The following is a 16,602-nucleotide window of genomic DNA, read 5'->3' on the forward strand; positions in this document are numbered from 1 at the left end:
GGCTCCTGAGCGAGGTAGGGTCATTGCCGGGCAACTCAAGGCCAAGGCTGAAAAGCAACCAGGACAGTTCCTGGGCGTTGTTATCAGCGGAACGATGGCAGGGATCATCGATGATGGGCAAGAACCTTGCAGTGCTGTCTTGCGTTGCGGCTGTGGCGGCTGCCCTCTGCGGCGGGACCAAGGCTCACGCGGGAAAGCTCCCGTTGCCGACGTCCTTCGAGGCCCAGGACGGCGTTCAGGTCCGGTTCGATCCCCAGGCCCGCCGGACCCGCGTCGCCGGCCGGGCGGACTCCCGCCAATGTTTTTCGTTTACGCTGCCCGAGGAGTGGCGCTCGATTGCGGGCGGCATGGAAGCGCGCCTGAAATCGGCTCTCTCCGGTGCGGAGCTCGTGGTGAACCTTCGTTCCTCCAATGAGCTGCGCGGCCTGCCGCAGCCCGATCTGGCAAGCCGGGATGCCGCGCTGCTGCAACGGGATTATGAGACCCTTCTCGGGCGTCCGGCGCAGTCGGTATCCCTGGCGTCCCTCGCCCCAGGAGCGGCACGATGGTCGGCAACCTGGATCGACGCCCAGCTGCCGGCCGGTCCCATGACGATCGAGGCTTTCATCGTTCCCCTGTCGGACGATTGGGTGCTCGAACTCTCCTTCTCCAACCTGGATGCGAGGGAAGAGCATGATGCCCTCGTCCGCAGCCTTCTGACGGGGCTGAGGGTGCAGCAGGGATCGAGCTGCGCCGGCCATGCGGCTTTCTGACGGACCGCACTTCTGCGAAGGAAGATGCCCGAGGGGCAATACGAAAAGATGAGAGGATGGATCGGGCCAGGGCGCTTTTTCCTCTTGTGCCGCCTTGCTCTATGAAGAACGCTTCATCATTCTCTCTCGCGAAGCTCATTCCTTGCTCACCCGTTACACCAAGCTCGTTCCTGCCAACTCGCCCCTCGCGATGGCGACGGCTGCCGGTTGCGTTGCCGTCGCCGCACTCGTGCGCGTCGCGCTGACGGCGGTCATTGGTCCCACGACCCCTTTCATCACGATGTTCCCGGCCGTCCTGCTGGCAGCGGTCATCGGAGGATTGGGGCCTGGTCTGCTGGCCATTGCCTTGAGCATTGCGGCGACCTGGTACCTGTTTTTCCTGCCGAAAGGCGGCCTTGACCCCTTCTCGGCCGCGGACGTGACCAGCATTGCCTTTTTTACGCTGGGAGCTCTGCTCATGGTCCTCGCGGCGACATCCATGAGGCGCGCCGTCGAGCGCCTGGAGGAAGCCCAGGAAAAGCTCCTGGCCGCCCTGGACGCTTCCGGCACCGGCACCTGGCGCTGGGATATCCAGCAGGATGCTGTGGAATGGGATCCGGCCATGGTCAATGTATTCGGCTTGGGAGTCCGGAAGATGCCGAGAAATGTGGAGGAGTTCGCAGACCTCATTCACCCCGACGACCGCAACTATGCCTTGAGCGTGATCGGAGATGCCATCAAGACCGGCAAGACGATCGAGTATGAGTTCCGGGCCCTGCTTCCCGGAGGCGAGGAGCGCTGGATCTACGATCGCAGCCGCGTCACCTACGATGCCGAGAGGAATCCGCTTTACATGATCGGCGCTTGCCTGGACATCACGAGCCGCAAGAAGGCGGAGGAGCGTCAGTCGCTCCTGATCAACGAGCTCAATCACCGGGTCAAGAACACCCTCGCGACAGTCCAGTCCCTCGCCATCCAGACGATGCGCAGCAGCCCGCATCCGGAGGCGCTTCAGTCCAATTTCATGGCGCGGCTGATGGCGCTTTCAGCCACTCACGATCTGCTGACGCAGAGTTACTGGGAAAGCACATCTCTGCGCGATGTGCTCGAAGCCGAATTGCGGCCCCATGGCGGCATCGACCCGCAGCGCATCAAAGCCGGGGGAGAGGCCGTCAGGCTCAAACCCCAGCAGGCCCTGAGCCTCGGCATGGCCTTTCACGAACTGGCGACCAATGCCAGCAAGTACGGGGCGCTCTCCGCGCCTCTGGGGCGTCTCTCGATCGACTGGAACGTGGATACTCTCGGAGACGGCTCGCGCCAGCTTCTCATCCGCTGGAGAGAGCAGGGCGGCCCTCCTGTCACGAAGCCCGAGCGCCGGGGGTTCGGCACGCGCCTCATCGATCGCAGCATCGTGCACGAGCTCGGCGGCGGCATCGAAACGAACTATGCTTCGACCGGGCTGGAATGCCTGATGAAAATTCCGTTGGCGGAGCCCTGAGGAGACGGATCATGGACGTAGTCATCTATCACAATCCGCAATGCGGCACCTCCCGCAACACGCTGGGCCTGATCCGCAATGCCGGTATCGAGCCTCACGTCATCGAGTACCTGAAGACGCCGCCGACGCGCCTTCTCCTGCGCCAACTCATCGCGCGCATGGGTGTGGCCGTGCGCGACGTGATCCGCGAGAAGGGAACGCCCTATCATGAACTCGGCCTCGGCGATCCGTCCGTCAGCGACGATCACCTGCTCGATGCGATGACGGCGCATCCCATCCTGATCAACCGTCCCATCGTGGTCACCCCGCTGGGCGTGCGCCTCTGCCGCCCTTCGGAAGCCGTGCTCGACATCCTGCCTGCGCAGCAGGGCGAGTTCCGCAAGGAGGACGGCGAACTCGTGGTGGATGCGTCCGGGCGCCGGGCAGGGACGGCCTGAGACGCCGAGGAACCAGCGCTCTCTCCCATGGTTCAGGTCCATAGCGGTCCGTGATCGAGGAGAGATTGACATGGAGCTTCAGGGTCGGGTTGCGCTCGTCACGGGCGCAGGGTCGGGCATCGGCAAGGCGGCAGCCCTGCGGTTGGCGCGCGAGGGCGCGATGGTGGGGGTGCTCAGCCACACCGAAGACGAAATCCGCAAGACGGCGGACGAGATCGGGCATGCTGGCGGCAAGGCCCTTCCGCTCGTGGCGGATGTGGCGGATGACGGTCAGATGAGAAAGGCGGTTGCCGATCTGGTGGCGGCCTATGGGCGCCTCGACGTGGTCTTCGCCAATGCGGGCATCAACGGCGTGTGGGCTCCCATCGACGAGCTGCAGCCGGAGGAATGGGACCGCACCATCAACACGAACCTGCGCGGAACCTATCTGACGCTGCACCATGCCGTGCCGCATCTGAAGCGCGCCGGCGGCTCGATCATCATCACGGCCTCCATCAATGGCTCACGCACTTTCACGAGTGCGGGCGCGACCGCCTATTCCGCCACCAAGGCCGCGCAGGTGGCCATGGCGCAGATGCTCGCGGTCGAGCTCGCCAAGCACAAGATCCGGGTGAATGTGGTCTGCCCGGGCAAGATCGACACCGAGATCCAGGAGAATACCCAGCAGCGGAACACCGAGGAGGCGAAGGTCCCGGCCGAGTATCCTCGAGGTCCCATTCCGCTCACGGGGAGCGAGCCCGGCACGAGCGAGGATGTGGCCGAACTCGTGCTCTTCCTGGCCTCCGACCGCTCCCGGCACATCACCGGCACGCCGGTCTGGATCGACGGCGGGCAATCGCTGCTGGTCTGAAGATCTCCTGTCAGTGAGCGCCCTCGTGGGCCGGCGCCAGCGCCGTGCCCACGGGGATGGGTGGTTCGAGAACGAAGCCTTCCTTGTCGGCCTCGGACGCGGCCGGACGCTGGAGGCTCCGATAGGCGCCCCAGACCGCCATGAGGGCCTGCGCGACGATGACGACATAGGGAAGCCCGATCCGCCCGAACTCGGACATGGCGATGCCGGAGATCACCGGCCCCGATGCGGCCCCCAATCCCTGAAGAATGAGAAGACCGCCCGAGGCGGAGACGAACTCTCCCGGCCTGACCATGTCGTTCACGTGCGCGGTGACGATGCTGTAGGTGGGAATGACGCTGCCGCCGAAGATCGCCCCGTAGATGAACAGCAGCCAAGTGGCGACGTCTTCCGGCACGAAGTGAACGAGTGCGCCCAGGATCGAGGCTGCCATGGCGGCTGCGCCGATGATCACGTGGCGCCTGTCCATGCGGTCGGAGAGCCAGCCGAGCGGCCATGTGGTCAGGAAGCCGCCCAACGTGCCGAAAGCCATGAAGACCGCGATCTCGGTCGTGCTCAATCCGCGCTGCTGAGCCCAGACCGGCCCGAGGGCGAAGAACGAGCTCGTCGTGATGCCGCAGAGAACGGCGGCCACGACGCCGAAGGGAGATTGGCGGTAAAGGCGCCTGAGGTTGATCGACACCTCGCCGACCGCATGGGCGGGCGCGCTGGCCCGCGAAAGGGCCATCGGCACGAGCGCGAGCGAGATGAGCATGGCCGCGAAGCAGAACAGCCTGAACCCGGCAGGATCGCCGGCGGGCAGGAGCATCTGCCCGCCGATCCCGGCGATCAGGCCCGTCATGCCGTAGAGGCCGATGATCTGTCCGCGGTTCTGGGGTGTCGCGGAGGCGTTGAGCCAGCTTTCCACCACGATGAACAACCCGGCGAAGCAGAAGCCGGTGACCGCCCGTGCGGCCATCCACACCGTCGGCGTGACCACCAGAAGATGAAGCAGCGCAGCGGAGGAAGCGACCGCCGCAAGGGCCGCGAAGGTCCGCGCGTGGCCGACCTGCTGGATCACCCGACCGACCCAAAGGGAGCCGACGACGATCCCTACCCAGAACGCGGCGCCGACGGCGCCAATCTGCGTGGGCGAGAAATTCTCGAGGTTCCCACGCACGCTCAGCAGGGTGCCTTGCAGGGTGTTGCCGATCTGCATGAGGGCATAGCCGAGAAGGAGCGCGAGCAGGGTGGGCAGCACGGATCGCAGGGAGGTCGGCATGGGCTCTCCTTGAGGCGGAGTTCTTGGAATGGTCTCTCCAGGCCTGCTCCCCGTCGAGCGCTCCATGGCGCGAAAGCTCAGCAACCAAGAAGACGCTGTGCTGATTGGGTTATGGTGGGAGCAGGCCCTGTGCCTTGGTTGAACTCGAACCGGAGGGGTGGGTTCCACTCTTTCGGGAGTGAGCCTGGACCCTGCGTCGGCAGGCGGCCTCCCAAGAGTGGGAACGGCGTGCGTTTCCCAAGATCCTGGTGACGGTTGTCGCACGAACAAAGAGCGTGCCGGCTTGCACCGGTACGCTCTTGCGTCGTTACCATCGCTACAGAAAGCAGCGGCCTCAGCTGTCCATCTTCAACGCTGCGATGAAGGCTTCCTGCGGGATGTCGACCTTGCCGTACTGGCGCATCCGCTTCTTGCCTTCCTTCTGCTTGTCGAGCAGCTTGCGCTTGCGGCTGGCGTCGCCGCCGTAGCACTTGGCCGTCACGTCCTTGCGCAGCGCCCGGATGGTCTCGCGGGCGATGATCTTGCCGCCAATGGCCGCCTGCACCGGGATCTGGAACATGTGCGGCGGGATCAGCTCCTTCAGCTTCTCGCACATAGCGCGGCCGCGGCCTTCAGCGCGGGTGCGGTGCACCAGCATAGAGAGCGCGTCCACCGGCTCGCCGTTGACGAGTACGGACATCTTCACGAGGTCGCCCTCGCGGTAATCGGAGATGTGGTAGTCGAACGAGGCGTAGCCCTTCGAAACCGACTTCAGGCGATCGTAGAAGTCGAACACCACTTCGTTGAGCGGCAGGTCGTAAACCACCATGGCGCGCTTGCCGACATAGTTGAGGTCGATCTGCACGCCGCGGCGATCCTGGCAGAGCTTGAGCACCGCGCCGAGATACTCGTCGGGGGTGAGGATGGTGGCGCGGATCCACGGCTCCTCGATGGCATCGATCTTCATCACGTCCGGCATGTCAGCCGGGTTATGCAGCTCCTTCACCGTGCCGTCGGTCATGCGCAGGTGATAGACCACGCTCGGTGCGGTGGAGATGAGATCGAGGTTGAACTCGCGCTCCAGGCGCTCCTGGATGATCTCGAGGTGCAGCAGCCCCAGGAAGCCGCAGCGGAAGCCGAAGCCGAGTGCGGCTGAAGTCTCCATCTCGTAGGAGAAGCTCGCATCGTTCAATCGCAACTTGCCCATGGCCGCGCGCAGGTTCTCGAAATCGGCGGCATCCACCGGGAAGAGACCGCAGAACACCACGGGCTGCACGGGCTTGAAGCCGGGCAGCGCTTGAGCGGTGGGCTTGCGTTCGTCGGTGATCGTATCGCCGACGCGGGTATCGGCGACCTCCTTGATCGAAGCGGTGAAGAAACCGACCTCGCCCGGCCCGAGCTGAGCCACTTCGTTCATCTTCGGGTTGAAAACGCCGACGCGGTCGAGGCCGTAGGAGGCGCCGGTACCCATCATCTTGATGGTCTGGCCCTTCTTCATGGTTCCGTCGACGATGCGGACGAGAACGACCACGCCGAGATAGGCGTCATACCAGGAATCGACGAGAAGCGCTTTCAGCGGCGCGTCCGGGTCGCCCTTCGGCGGCGGCAGCTTGTGGACGATGGCCTCCAGCACGCCCTCGATGTTGATGCCGGTCTTTGCCGAGATCGGAACGGCGTCCGAGGCGTCGATGCCGATCACTTCCTCGATCTGCTCCTTGATCCGGTCCGGATCGGCGGCGGGCAGGTCGATCTTGTTGAGGACGGGCACGATCTCGTGGTTGGCGTCGATGGCCTGGTAGACGTTGGCAAGGGTCTGGGCCTCGACACCCTGGGAGGCGTCCACCACCAGCAGCGAGCCCTCGCAGGCGGCGAGCGACCGGGAGACCTCGTAGGCGAAGTCCACGTGGCCGGGAGTGTCCATCAGGTTCAGAATATAGGTCTTGCCGTCCTGGGCCTTGTATTCGAGGCGAACGGTCTGCGCCTTGATGGTGATGCCCCGCTCGCGCTCGATATCCATGTTGTCGAGCACCTGCTCCGTCATCTCACGGGCGGAGAGCGCGCCCGTGGTCTGGATCAGCCGGTCGGCCAGGGTCGACTTACCGTGGTCGATATGCGCCACGATGGAGAAGTTCCGAATGTTGTCGAAGGTGCGAGCGGTCATAATCTTACAAGGATAAGAACTGTTGAGGCCGCAATAGCAGCAAGGCTCTCTAAAGCCAAGGGAAGCTGGTGCCGCGCCAGGACAGGAGCGCCGAAGACAGGCCTGAAAGCCCGAAAATGATGCTTGGTCTCCCGAAAGGACGACACACTCCCTCATGTAGGCAGGGCAGGCGCCGGCTTAAACCCATCGGCCTGCAAATCAGGCTGCCCGATGGACGGTCCGCAAGGTCAACCGGCCCCAGAGACATGAGCCGGTTGACCTTCAGGAATCCCCCGTCTTCTGACGAGTGGCCCGCGACGGGGATGGGGTCAGTGGCCCAAGGGAAGCGTGGCGCCTTCCCGGTTGTGGGTGCCCAGTCGATCCACCAGCGTGGCGCTGGCCGCGTTGAGGCCCACGATCTCCACCGGAATGCCATGGTGGCGGAACTTCAGCACGACCCGGTCGAGGGCGTTGATGCCGGTGATGTCCCAGAAATGGGACGCGTGGACATCGATGACGATCCTGTCCAGGTCCTCTTCGCGGAAATCGAAGGCGCCGTGGAAGGCCTCGCCTGTGGCGAAGAAGATCTCGCCATCCACCCGGTAGGTCCGCACCTTGCCGTCGCGGGTCGAGGCCACGCTGAAGAACTTGGCGACCTTGCGGGCAAAGAAGATGCCGCTGAGGATCACGCCCGCCAGCACGCCCTTGGCCAGATCGTGGGTGAAGACCACCACGGCGACGGTCGCCAGCATGACGATGCTGGAGCTTTTCGGCTGAAGGCGCATGGCCAGGATCGAACCCCACTGGAAGGTGTTGATCGAGACCATGATCATCACCGCCACCAGCGCGGCCATGGGGATCTGGCGCACCCATTTGTCGAGCACCAGGATGAGGAAGAGCAGGAACGCGCCGGCCCAAAGCGTGGACAGGCGCCCCCGTCCGCCGGACGAGACGTTGATGACCGACTGGCCGATCATGGCGCAGCCCGCCATGCCGCCGAACAGACCCGCCACGATGTTGGCGATGCCCTGGCCAGCGCATTCCCGGTTCTTGGAGCTGTCCGTATCCGTCATCTCGTCCACGATGGCGGCCGTCATGAGAGATTCGAGCAGGCCCACCATGGCAAGCGTCAGCGAATAGGGCAGGATGATCCTTAGGGTCTCCAGGTTCAGCGGAATGTCCGGCAGGGCGAAAGTCGGCAGATCGCTCGGTAGCTGACCCATGTCGCCGACCGTGCGAAGATCGAACCCGAACGAGATGGCTACCGCCGTCAGCAGCACGATGGTGACGAGGGCGGAGGGAACCGCCTTCGTCAGGCGCGGCAATCCATAGATGATGGCGAGCCCGACGGCGACCATGCCGAACATGAGCGGCCCCGCGCCGTTGAATTCGGGCAGCTGCGCCATGAAGATGAGGATGGCGAGCGCGTTCACGAAACCCGTCACAACCGAGCGGGAGACGAAACGCATCAGGTCGCCAAGGCGCAGGAGGCCAGCCAGGATCTGAAAGACGCCCGTCAGAAGCGTGGCGGCGAGCAGGTACTGAAGGCCGTGATCCTTCACGAGCGATCCCATCACGAGCGCCATCGCGCCCGTGGCGGCGGAGATCATCCCGGGTCGCCCGCCCGCGAAGGCGATGACGACGGCGATGCAGAAGGAGGCGTAGAGTCCGACCTGAGGGTCGACTCCTGCGATAATCGAAAAGGCGATGGCTTCAGGGATAAGCGCGAGGGCCACCACCGTCCCGGCGAGAAGATCGCTGCGGACGTTCGGAAACCACTCGGCCTTGAGGCGGGACAGATCGGTCATGGGAAAGGTCTCGTGCCCTGTGCACCAGGGCTGTTGAAGGGCGCCGCGCATGAGCGGATTGCCGCCGCGAAGGGCAGGCTGGCCGGAACCGGGATTCGGAATGTCGATTCAAGGCGCACGGGACGCGCTACGGCGGCGTCATCCGCAAAGGTTCCAAAGAGGCGGCAGCAAGAATCATACCCCTTCCATAACAGCAGGATAACGCATGGCAAGCCACAATAGGGCGTCAGGGCATGTTCTCAGTGCATGGGCTGGGGTGCCCGCTTCGAAATAGCCTTGTCCGCCCTACCTAATCCTGCGGATCACAGGCGTTGCGGAAGGTTGCCATGGCGAATCCTCCCCTCATGACGGATGTCTCGGATGCCTTCGGCGAGAACGAGCGCCCGGAACTCCACCGCTCGATCGGCCCATTCCAGATGACGCTTTATGGCCTCGGCAGCATGCTGGGCTCCGGGATCTACGGCCTGATTGGACAGGCGGCCGGGCAGGTTGGCAATGCGGTCTGGCTTGCCTTCCTAGTGGCACTGGTGGCCGCTCTGCTCACGGCACTGACCTATGCCTCTCTCGGCTCGCGCTATCCGCGTGCGGGCGGTGCGGCCTATATTGCCGAGCGCGCCTATCGCTCGCCTCTCGTCGGGTTCGTGGTGGGGCTGGCCGTCGCCTGCTCGGCCCTCACCTCCGTCGCCACCCAGTCCCGTGTCCTCGCGGCCAATCTCGCAAGCCTGACCGGCGGCGGAGAGCAAACCGTGACCCTGCTCGCCTTGGGCTTTCTGCTTCTTCTCACGGGCCTGGTGCTGAGAGGCATCCGCGAATCCATGTGGGTCAACGTGCTGTGCACCTGCATCGAGGCGGGCGGGCTTCTGCTGGTGGTGGCGGTCGGCATCAGCCATTGGGGGTCGGTCGATCTTCTGGAGACGCCGCCTCCGGGAGAAGGCGCAGGCGACGTGATGATCCTGCTCGTGCTCCAGGGCGCGGTGCTGACGTTCTTCGCGTTCCTGGGGTTCGAGGACACCATCAACGTGGCCGAGGAATGCCGTGATCCGGAACGCACCATTCCCATTGGCCTCATCTCCGCCATGGCGATCTCCGCCGTGATCTATGTCGCAGTATCAGTCACGGCCGTGTCGGTTCTGCCATGGCGGGAGCTTGCGGCCGCACCAGGGCCGCTAACGGCCGTGATGGACAGGGCCGCACCCTGGCTGCCGCCGATCGTCTATACGGCCATTACGCTGTTTGCCGTCGGCAATACCGCTCTCGTCAACTACGTGACCGCTTCGCGCCTCGCTTACGGCATGGCTCACCAGGGATTGCTTCCGGCTTGGCTGGGGCGGGTCCACCAACGGCGCCGCACGCCCCATCTCGCCATCTTGGCGCTGTTCGCCGTTGCCGCTCCGCTTGCCCTCGTCGGCACCATCGGCCAGCTCGCCGCGGCGACGGTGCTCCTGCTGCTGACGGTGTTCGCGCTTCTCAACGGTGCGCTCGTCATCTTGAAGAACCGTGACGGCGAACCGCGCGGGCGGTTCGAAATCCCGTTGATTCTGCCGGTCCTCGGCAGCGTTGTTTGCGCTGGCCTCGTGATCGTGCGCGTCGCAACTGGCGACTGGCGGGCGCCAGTCTTGGCCGGAGGGCTGCTTGTGGGAATTCTAATGCTCTATGGGCTGTTCCGGCCCAAGGCACGACAAGCGCAGGCTTGAGAACGCGCTTGCCATGCTTTGAAGGGTTCCGTTAGCGAGCGCACTCGACGGGAACGCGCTCACTCGTGCCCTCGACGAGGACGGTGCGGCACGGAACACCATTGATGGTGCGGATTTCATGCGGGGCCGCAAGCGGGAAGGCAGCGTTCGGGGAGCCAGATACCACGCCGCCGGCCGGCGGGCTCACGAGAATGCTGCCGGTCGAGGTGGGATCCATGCCGACCATGCCGGTCGGCGCGGCGCATTGCACCGGAACGCGAGCTCCGCTCTCGCGGTCGAGAACAGTGCGGCACGGAACGCCGTTGATCGTGCGGATCTCGTGCGGAGCCGCGTTCGGGAAGGGAGACGCGGGCGTCCCGCTGACCTGGGCCTGTGCAAGGCCGATGGTTCCGAGCACCATGAGACCAGTGCTGGCGATAATCGAGAGCGTCTTCACAGAAACCTCCTGCGATGATGGGAAAGGGCCGCTTTCCGCGGGCCGGAGGTTTAACGCCTGGGGAGGCAATGGTTTCCTATTTGGGTCAATGTGTTGCACGCGATCGCCATGGAAGGACGCCATCACAGCGGGACGCTTCAAGCGTCCGATCCTTGATTTTCAAGGCTTTGTGAACACGGGCCGGCCACTGGCGTGAAGCGTCGCTTGAGGTTCAGCGTCCCTGTTCAAGAATGCGCGAGATCACCTTGGCGGTGTAATCCACCATCGGCACGATACGCGCGTAGTTCAGCCGTGTCGGACCGATCACGCCGAGAACGCCGACGATCTTTTGGTTGCCGTCGCGGAACGGCGCGGCGATCATCGAGGAGCCGGAGAGCGAGAAGAGCTTGTTCTCGGATCCGATGAAGATGCGCACGCCTTCGCCGCCTTCGGCGCGGCTGAGCAGATCGATCACATCGGTCTGCGTTTCGAGATCGGAAAAGAGCAAACGGATCCGCTCGAGGTCGTCCGCGGCCTTCAGGTCGTCGAGCAGGTTGGCCTGGCCGCGCACGATGAGCTGGCGCGATTCCGCCGATCCGACCGTCGTGGCCAGTCCCGCTTCGACGAGCTTGGCGGTCAGCTCATCGAGCGCACGCTCCATCTCCTCGCGGCGCGTGACGATCTCACGCTTGAGGTCACCCAGCGTCTTGCCCTGAATGCGTGCATTGAGGAAGTTGCCGGCCTCCGTCAGCGCACCGGCGGGCAGGCCTGCGGGCAGGTCGAGAAGGCGGTTTTCGATGGAGCCGTCCTCCGATACCAGCACCACGAGCGCGCGGGTCGGATCGAGCCGCACGAACTCGATATGCTTCAGGCGGGCATTCGATTTCGACGTCACCACCACGCCTGCGCCGCGCGAGACCCCCGACAGCAAAGCCGAGGCTTCGGCCAGAGCGGATTCCATGGTGTGGCCGCTCGCGGCGGCCCGCATTTGAGCCTCGATGCGGGCCCGCTCGTCGGCGGACACGTCGCCGATCTCCAGCATGGCGTCGACGAAGAAGCGCAGGCCGATTTCCGTCGGCAGGCGCCCGGCGCTGGTATGAGGCGCGAAGATCAGGCCTGCGGCCTCCAGATCCGCCATCACGTTGCGAATCGAGGCCGGAGAGAGCGTCATCGGCAGGATGCGCGAGAGATGGCGTGAGCCGACCGGCTCGCCGGTCATGAGGTAGCTCTCGACGATCCGGCGGAAAATCTCGCGGGAACGGTCGTTCAGCTCCGCGATGGCGCGGCTGTCCGAGAGGTTCGAGAGGGGACCGGTTGCATGCATGTAAGGGTTCTACGCTTTCACACTTCCACCCTGCAAGTGAGCATTATGTGCGGATCGGCGGCCCATTAGGCAAGGCTTGAGCTTGCCTAATGCGTGCTCTGGCCCCAAACAGGCATCCAGGCAAGCCTCAGGAGATCACGACCATGCGCCCGTCCAATCGCGCCCCCGGCGAACTGCGTCCCGTCACCCTGGAGCGCGGCGTCGCGCGCTATGCGGAGGGATCCTGCCTCGTTTCCTTCGGAAACACCAAGGTGCTCTGCACCGCCTCGCTCGAGGAAAAGGGCCCGCCGTGGCTGCGCGGGACGGGCAGGGGCTGGGTGACGGCGGAATATTCCATGCTGCCCCGCGCCACCCATGAGCGAACCAAGCGCGAGGTGAATTCCGGCAAGCCTTCCGGCCGGACCCAGGAGATCCAGCGCCTGATCGGCCGCTCGCTCCGCGCGGTCGTGAACCTGCCGGCCATCGGGGAGCGCCAGATCGTGCTCGACTGCGATGTGATCCAGGCCGATGGCGGCACCCGCACCGCCTCCATCACCGGCGCCTGGGTGGCCCTGCACGAATGCTTCACCTGGATGCAGGGCCGCTCGATCATCTCGATCAATCCCCTGCGCGAGCCGGTGGCCGCCATTTCCTGCGGCATCTACCAGGGACAGCCGGTGCTCGATCTCGATTATGCGGAGGATTCCGCGGCCGAGACGGACGCCAACTTCGTCATCACGGGCTCCGGCGGGATCGTCGAGGTGCAGGGCACGGCGGAGGGCAAGCCCTTCTCGGAAGACGAGTTCCTGAACCTCCTGCGCCTTGCCAAGGAGGGCGTGGCGCAGCTTGTCGAGCTACAGAAAAAGGCGGTAGCGTGATGCGGCACCGTCCTCTCACCGGCAAGGTCGTCATCGCCACCCACAATGGGGGCAAACTTCGCGAGATGCAGGAGCTGCTGGCGCCGTTCGGGATCGAAGCCGTGTCGGCGGGCGAGCTCGGCCTGCCCGTTCCCGAGGAGACCGGGCACATGTTCGCCGAGAACGCCGCCATCAAGGCGCACGCCGCCTCGAAGGCGACGGGCCTGCCGGCGCTTTCCGACGATTCGGGGCTCTGCGTCCATGCGCTCGACGGCGCGCCGGGATTGTTCACAGCGGACTGGGCCGGCCCGAACCGGGATTTCCGGGCCGCCATGGAGCGAGTCCAGCGGGAACTGGAGAAGCGCGAGGCCACGGACAAGCGGGCGCACTTCGTGTCCGCTCTCGTCATCGCTTGGCCGGACGGGCATGAGGAATTGTTCGAGGGCCGCGTTTTCGGAGAGGTCGTCTGGCCGCCGCGGGGCGATAAGGGGTTCGGCTACGATCCGATGTTCCGGCCTGACGGCTTCACCCAGACCTTCGGCGAGCTGTCGTCCGAGGAAAAGCACGGCATCGACTGGTCGAACCCGCAGCCGGAAGGGCTCTCCCACCGGGCGCGCGCCTTCGTGACGCTCGCGGCGGGGTGTTTGAAGAGAACATAGGCTCCGCAAGCATCTCCATGCCTTCACCGGCCTTGTGCCGGTGATCCCACCTCAGTGAGGCACCGTGCGTCCCCAGGCAGGGACGGCCGGGACTGATCCTCGGATCAAATCCGGTGGCGGCGATGCAAACGATGCGCTTGAACGAAGAAGCGCCCCGACGGGGCGCTTCTCCTGGCTTAAGAATTTAAACGTTGGTCGGACCGTTGCCGCGGCGCTTGGCCATGAAGGCATCGAACTCCTCGCGGTCCTTGGCGCGCTTCAGCTCTTCCACGAAGTCACGGAAGGCGCGGGCCTCCTCGTCGAGCTTGCGGCGCTCTTCCTCGAGGCGCTCCAACTCGCTGCGGCGGTAGTCGTCGAAGGCCGCATTGCCGGAGCTCGCATAGGCGAAGCCGCCCGCGGCGCGGCGCGACCCGAACAGATCCTCAGACGCGCGGCCGAGGGTGTCGCGGAAGAAGGCTTTCGCCTCGTCGTATTTGGGATATCCACACATTTTCCACACCAGGTAGGCCAGCGCGAGCGGCCAGGCAAAGATGAAGCCCAGGATGATGGCGACGATCTCCAGACCGCGTCGGGGTGAGCGCCCGCAGCGGCGGTGAGCGCCGGTATTCCAAGGCCCCGCATGGGGGCCCTGATTCCAGGCGGTTGAAGCAGAGTCAGACATCGTTGGGTCTCGCTATGTTAATGCTAACAACATTAACATGCGTATCGATCTTGGCGCTTTCAAGGGAAGGTCGTTCGAATTTTCCACGTGAATGGGGCAGGCAGTTGGGCTCGGTCGGGGAGGATCAGCGGCCGGCCGTCTGCGCCTTGCCTTTCAAAGCCCCATGGACCAGGGCGAGCACGCCCGCACGCAGCAGCTCGTACTTGTCCGGCAGGCCCGGTCCCTTCGGTAGCTGCCCTGCGGCGTCGAGGGTCGCAATGCCATGGGAGAGCGCCCAGACCTCGATGGCAATGAAGCGGGCGTCGACGCCCTGGAATCCTTCCGGGAAGGTCGTCGAGAGGGCCTGAACCAGATAGTCGAAGGCATTGCCGGCCGTCCGAGGCCCCTCCGGACCGCTCTTCTCCGAAGCGCCCTTGCCCCAGGGACCGCAATCCGCGCCGTCCACGGGTTTGGCCGAGAACATGGCAGCATAGAAGCCGGGCTCCTGCTCCGCGAAGGCGAGGTAGGCCTCGCCCATGCGGGTGAAGCGCTCGAGCGCCGTGCCTTCGCTCTGCAGAGCCTTGCCAAGCCGCTTGGCGAGCTCGTCGAAGCCGCGAAAGGCCACTTCGGCCACCAGCGCCTCGCGGCCGCGGAAATGGCGATACAGGGCCGCCGGGGTGACGCCGACGAGCTTGGCGGCATCGGCCAGGGTGAAGCCGCCAAGGCCGCGCTCGGCGATGAAGCGCTGCGCTGCCTCGATCAGGGCTTCCTTCAGATTTCCGTGGTGATAGCCCTGCCGGTCGAATGGGCCGCGCCAGTGCCGCATGATGGGTCCTTTGAACTCTACTGCCGCCGATCCTAAGCCCGGGCCTCGGCAGAGGCTAGGGTGGAAGCCTCATGAAGGATGAACAACTGCTTCGGCAAGAGGTTCACCAAAGTGTGTGCCTCGTTTCTGTATTCCTGCGAGGCAGAGGCAGGATGGGGTGCGCCGGTATCGACCACGCGACAACGCCACCCGTGACGTGAGGGGCAAGAGCTGCCATATACGCCGCATGATCGATCATCCGACGCGCGATGTGGGCTTTGGCGTTTATGTCCATTGGCCCTTCTGCGCCTCCAAATGCCCCTATTGCGATTTCAACAGCCATGTCCGCCACCAGCCGGTGGATCAGGAGCGGTTCCTGGCGGCCTTCAAGCGCGAGATCGCCCATACGGCGGCGCGCATTCCTGGACGGACGGTCACCAGCATCTTCTTCGGCGGCGGCACGCCCTCGCTCATGAGGCCGCAGACGGTCGGCGCGATCCTCGACGCCATCGGCGAAGCCTGGTCCATTGATCCGAAGGCCGAGGTGACGCTGGAGGCCAACCCCACCAGCGTCGAGGCCGAGCGCTTTCGCGGCTATCGCGGGGCCGGCATCAACCGGGTCTCCCTCGGCGTCCAGGCGCTCAACGATGCCGACCTGAAGCGCCTCGGGCGCATGCATTCCGTCGACGAGGCCCTGGCCGCCGTGAAGATCGCTGCCTCTATTTTCGAGCGCTATTCCTTCGATCTGATCTATGCCCGCCCCGGGCATACGCCTGAGGCCTGGGCGGCCGAGCTCGAGCAGGCCATCGGCTATGCCGTGGAGCACCTCTCGCTCTATCAGCTCACGATCGAGCCGGGCACCTGGTTCCAGCGGCTCTACGATGCCGGCAAGATCACGGTGCCCGACGAGGAGACGGGCCGCGCGCTCTATGACATCACGCAGGAGACCTGCGAGAAGCACGGGCTCCCGGCCTACGAGATCTCGAACCACGCCAGGCCCGGCGCGGAGTCGCGGCACAACCTGCTCTACTGGCGCTATGGGGAATATGCAGGCATCGGCCCCGGCGCCCACGGTCGCCTCGTCACCGGCAATGCGCGGCTGGCCACCTCCACCGAGAAGCATCCCGAGACGTGGTTGGAGCGTGTCGAGCGCGAAGGCCACGGCGTGATCGACGAGGAGGTGCTGACCTCGGAGGCGGAGGGGGACGAGTTCCTCCTCATGGGGCTTCGCCTGAAGGAAGGCATCGATCCGCGCCGCTACGAGGCCTTCACCGGAAAGCCGCTCAATCAGCGCGGCCTGCGTATCATGCAGGAGGAGGGGCTCATCCGCCTCGACACCGCACGCCTCGCGGTGACGGAGAAGGGCTTCCCGGTGCTTAATGCTGTGATCGCCGAACTGGCGGCTTGAACGTTCAGTGCCACGTCATCACCGGCCGTGTGCCGGTGATTCCGCTTCCGTGAGGCGCCGCGCTTTTCTTCCTCGGGATGGCCGGGACGAGCCCGGCCATGACGCAGGCGGTATCGC

15 protein-coding genes are annotated in these 16,602 nt (G+C 64.9%); 8 read left to right on the forward strand and 7 right to left on the reverse strand.

All coding sequences use genetic code 11. The annotated features are described in order from the left end of the window. Nucleotides 1-110 precede the first annotated feature (110 nt). The 4 genes from E4K09_RS10910 to E4K09_RS10925 all read left to right on the forward strand — a co-directional run bounded on the left by E4K09_RS10910 (nt 111) and on the right by E4K09_RS10925 (nt 3,516). Nucleotides 111-752 (forward strand): hypothetical protein, encoded by a 642-nt coding sequence (locus tag E4K09_RS10910; protein WP_134496850.1) that lies wholly within the window; start codon nt 111-113, stop codon nt 750-752. Nucleotides 753-894: 142 nt separating this feature from the next. Then, nucleotides 895-2,229: a sensor histidine kinase gene (locus tag E4K09_RS10915; protein WP_134496852.1), complete on the forward strand. Its 1,335-nt coding sequence runs from the start codon at nt 895-897 to the stop codon at nt 2,227-2,229. A gap of 11 nt (nt 2,230-2,240) precedes the next feature. Continuing rightward, complete coding sequence (gene arsC / locus E4K09_RS10920) at nt 2,241-2,666, forward strand: arsenate reductase (glutaredoxin) (RefSeq protein ID WP_134496854.1); 426 nt, start codon at nt 2,241-2,243, stop codon at nt 2,664-2,666. Nucleotides 2,667-2,736: 70 nt separating this feature from the next. Continuing rightward, on the forward strand, nt 2,737-3,516 hold the full coding sequence (locus E4K09_RS10925) for an SDR family oxidoreductase (protein ID WP_134496856.1): 780 nt from the start codon (nt 2,737-2,739) through the stop codon (nt 3,514-3,516). Between the two features lie 10 nt (nt 3,517-3,526). Here the strand turns inward: E4K09_RS10925 and E4K09_RS10930 are convergent, their stop codons facing one another. The 3 genes from E4K09_RS10930 to E4K09_RS10940 all read right to left on the reverse strand — a co-directional run bounded on the left by E4K09_RS10930 (nt 3,527) and on the right by E4K09_RS10940 (nt 8,704). Further along, nucleotides 3,527-4,777 carry an MFS transporter gene (locus tag E4K09_RS10930; RefSeq protein ID WP_134496858.1) on the reverse strand — a complete coding sequence of 417 codons (1,251 nt, stop codon included), beginning with the start codon at nt 4,775-4,777 and terminating at the stop codon, nt 3,527-3,529. A 334-nt stretch (nt 4,778-5,111) separates the two neighbouring features. Further along, complete coding sequence (gene lepA / locus E4K09_RS10935) at nt 5,112-6,917, reverse strand: translation elongation factor 4 (RefSeq protein ID WP_134496860.1); 1,806 nt, start codon at nt 6,915-6,917, stop codon at nt 5,112-5,114. Nucleotides 6,918-7,225: 308 nt separating this feature from the next. Continuing rightward, complete coding sequence (locus E4K09_RS10940) at nt 7,226-8,704, reverse strand: SulP family inorganic anion transporter (protein WP_134496862.1); 1,479 nt, start codon at nt 8,702-8,704, stop codon at nt 7,226-7,228. Between the two features lie 326 nt (nt 8,705-9,030). On the opposite strand from E4K09_RS10940, the gene E4K09_RS10945 reads away from it, so the two are divergent. Further along, nucleotides 9,031-10,398, forward strand: coding sequence for an APC family permease (locus E4K09_RS10945; RefSeq protein WP_134496864.1), 1,368 nt, complete (start codon nt 9,031-9,033; stop codon nt 10,396-10,398). A gap of 31 nt (nt 10,399-10,429) precedes the next feature. On the opposite strand, the gene E4K09_RS10950 is transcribed toward E4K09_RS10945, so the two are convergent. Further along, nucleotides 10,430-10,834 carry a hypothetical protein gene (locus tag E4K09_RS10950; RefSeq protein ID WP_134496866.1) on the reverse strand — a complete coding sequence of 135 codons (405 nt, stop codon included), beginning with the start codon at nt 10,832-10,834 and terminating at the stop codon, nt 10,430-10,432. 211 nt (nt 10,835-11,045) lie between these two features. Beyond that, nucleotides 11,046-12,137: a heat-inducible transcriptional repressor HrcA gene (hrcA, locus tag E4K09_RS10955; protein ID WP_134496868.1), complete on the reverse strand. Its 1,092-nt coding sequence runs from the start codon at nt 12,135-12,137 to the stop codon at nt 11,046-11,048. 143 nt (nt 12,138-12,280) lie between these two features. On the opposite strand from hrcA, the gene rph reads away from it, so the two are divergent. Beyond that, complete coding sequence (gene rph, locus E4K09_RS10960) at nt 12,281-12,994, forward strand: ribonuclease PH (protein WP_134496870.1); 714 nt, start codon at nt 12,281-12,283, stop codon at nt 12,992-12,994. After that, entirely contained in the window at nt 12,991-13,632 is a 642-nt protein-coding gene (gene rdgB, locus E4K09_RS10965; RefSeq protein ID WP_193557274.1) for an RdgB/HAM1 family non-canonical purine NTP pyrophosphatase, read from the forward strand. Before rph ends, rdgB begins: the two co-directional genes overlap by 4 nt. A gap of 184 nt (nt 13,633-13,816) precedes the next feature. Here rdgB and E4K09_RS10970 read toward each other — a convergent pair whose 3' ends face one another. Together E4K09_RS10970 and E4K09_RS10975 are read right to left on the reverse strand one after the other, a co-directional pair. Next, nucleotides 13,817-14,293, reverse strand: coding sequence for a DUF2852 domain-containing protein (locus E4K09_RS10970; RefSeq protein ID WP_134496874.1), 477 nt, complete (start codon nt 14,291-14,293; stop codon nt 13,817-13,819). A 124-nt stretch (nt 14,294-14,417) separates the two neighbouring features. Next, the gene (locus E4K09_RS10975; protein ID WP_134496876.1) at nt 14,418-15,098 is read right to left on the reverse strand and encodes a TetR/AcrR family transcriptional regulator; all 681 of its coding nucleotides are present in this window, start codon (nt 15,096-15,098) and stop codon (nt 14,418-14,420) included. A 226-nt stretch (nt 15,099-15,324) separates the two neighbouring features. Here E4K09_RS10975 and hemW point away from each other — a divergent pair, with 226 nt between their 5' ends. Next, nucleotides 15,325-16,485 carry a radical SAM family heme chaperone HemW gene (hemW, locus tag E4K09_RS10980; protein ID WP_134497161.1) on the forward strand — a complete coding sequence of 387 codons (1,161 nt, stop codon included), beginning with the start codon at nt 15,325-15,327 and terminating at the stop codon, nt 16,483-16,485. Nucleotides 16,486-16,602 lie beyond the last annotated feature (117 nt).

Origin of the sequence: Microvirga pakistanensis, assembly GCF_004458765.1 — a bacterium.
GTDB lineage: Bacteria > Pseudomonadota > Alphaproteobacteria > Rhizobiales > Beijerinckiaceae > Microvirga > Microvirga pakistanensis.

Excerpts from the sequence above, each read along its gene's own strand:
- E4K09_RS10945 (WP_134496864.1), top strand. The coding sequence starts at position 9,031 with ATGGCGAATCCTCCCCTCATGACGGATGTCTCGGATGCCTTCGGCGAG.
- E4K09_RS10925 (WP_134496856.1), top strand. The coding sequence starts at position 2,737 with ATGGAGCTTCAGGGTCGGGTTGCGCTCGTCACGGGCGCAGGGTCGGGC.
- E4K09_RS10970 (WP_134496874.1), bottom strand. The coding sequence starts at position 14,293 with ATGTCTGACTCTGCTTCAACCGCCTGGAATCAGGGCCCCCATGCGGGG.
- hrcA (WP_134496868.1), bottom strand. The coding sequence starts at position 12,137 with ATGCATGCAACCGGTCCCCTCTCGAACCTCTCGGACAGCCGCGCCATC.
- E4K09_RS10975 (WP_134496876.1), bottom strand. The coding sequence starts at position 15,098 with ATGCGGCACTGGCGCGGCCCATTCGACCGGCAGGGCTATCACCACGGA.
- E4K09_RS10910 (WP_134496850.1), top strand. The coding sequence starts at position 111 with ATGATGGGCAAGAACCTTGCAGTGCTGTCTTGCGTTGCGGCTGTGGCG.
- hemW (WP_134497161.1), top strand. The coding sequence starts at position 15,325 with ATGATCGATCATCCGACGCGCGATGTGGGCTTTGGCGTTTATGTCCAT.
- lepA (WP_134496860.1), bottom strand. The coding sequence starts at position 6,917 with ATGACCGCTCGCACCTTCGACAACATTCGGAACTTCTCCATCGTGGCG.
- E4K09_RS10940 (WP_134496862.1), bottom strand. The coding sequence starts at position 8,704 with ATGACCGATCTGTCCCGCCTCAAGGCCGAGTGGTTTCCGAACGTCCGC.
- arsC (WP_134496854.1), top strand. The coding sequence starts at position 2,241 with ATGGACGTAGTCATCTATCACAATCCGCAATGCGGCACCTCCCGCAAC.
- E4K09_RS10930 (WP_134496858.1), bottom strand. The coding sequence starts at position 4,777 with ATGCCGACCTCCCTGCGATCCGTGCTGCCCACCCTGCTCGCGCTCCTT.
- rph (WP_134496870.1), top strand. The coding sequence starts at position 12,281 with ATGCGCCCGTCCAATCGCGCCCCCGGCGAACTGCGTCCCGTCACCCTG.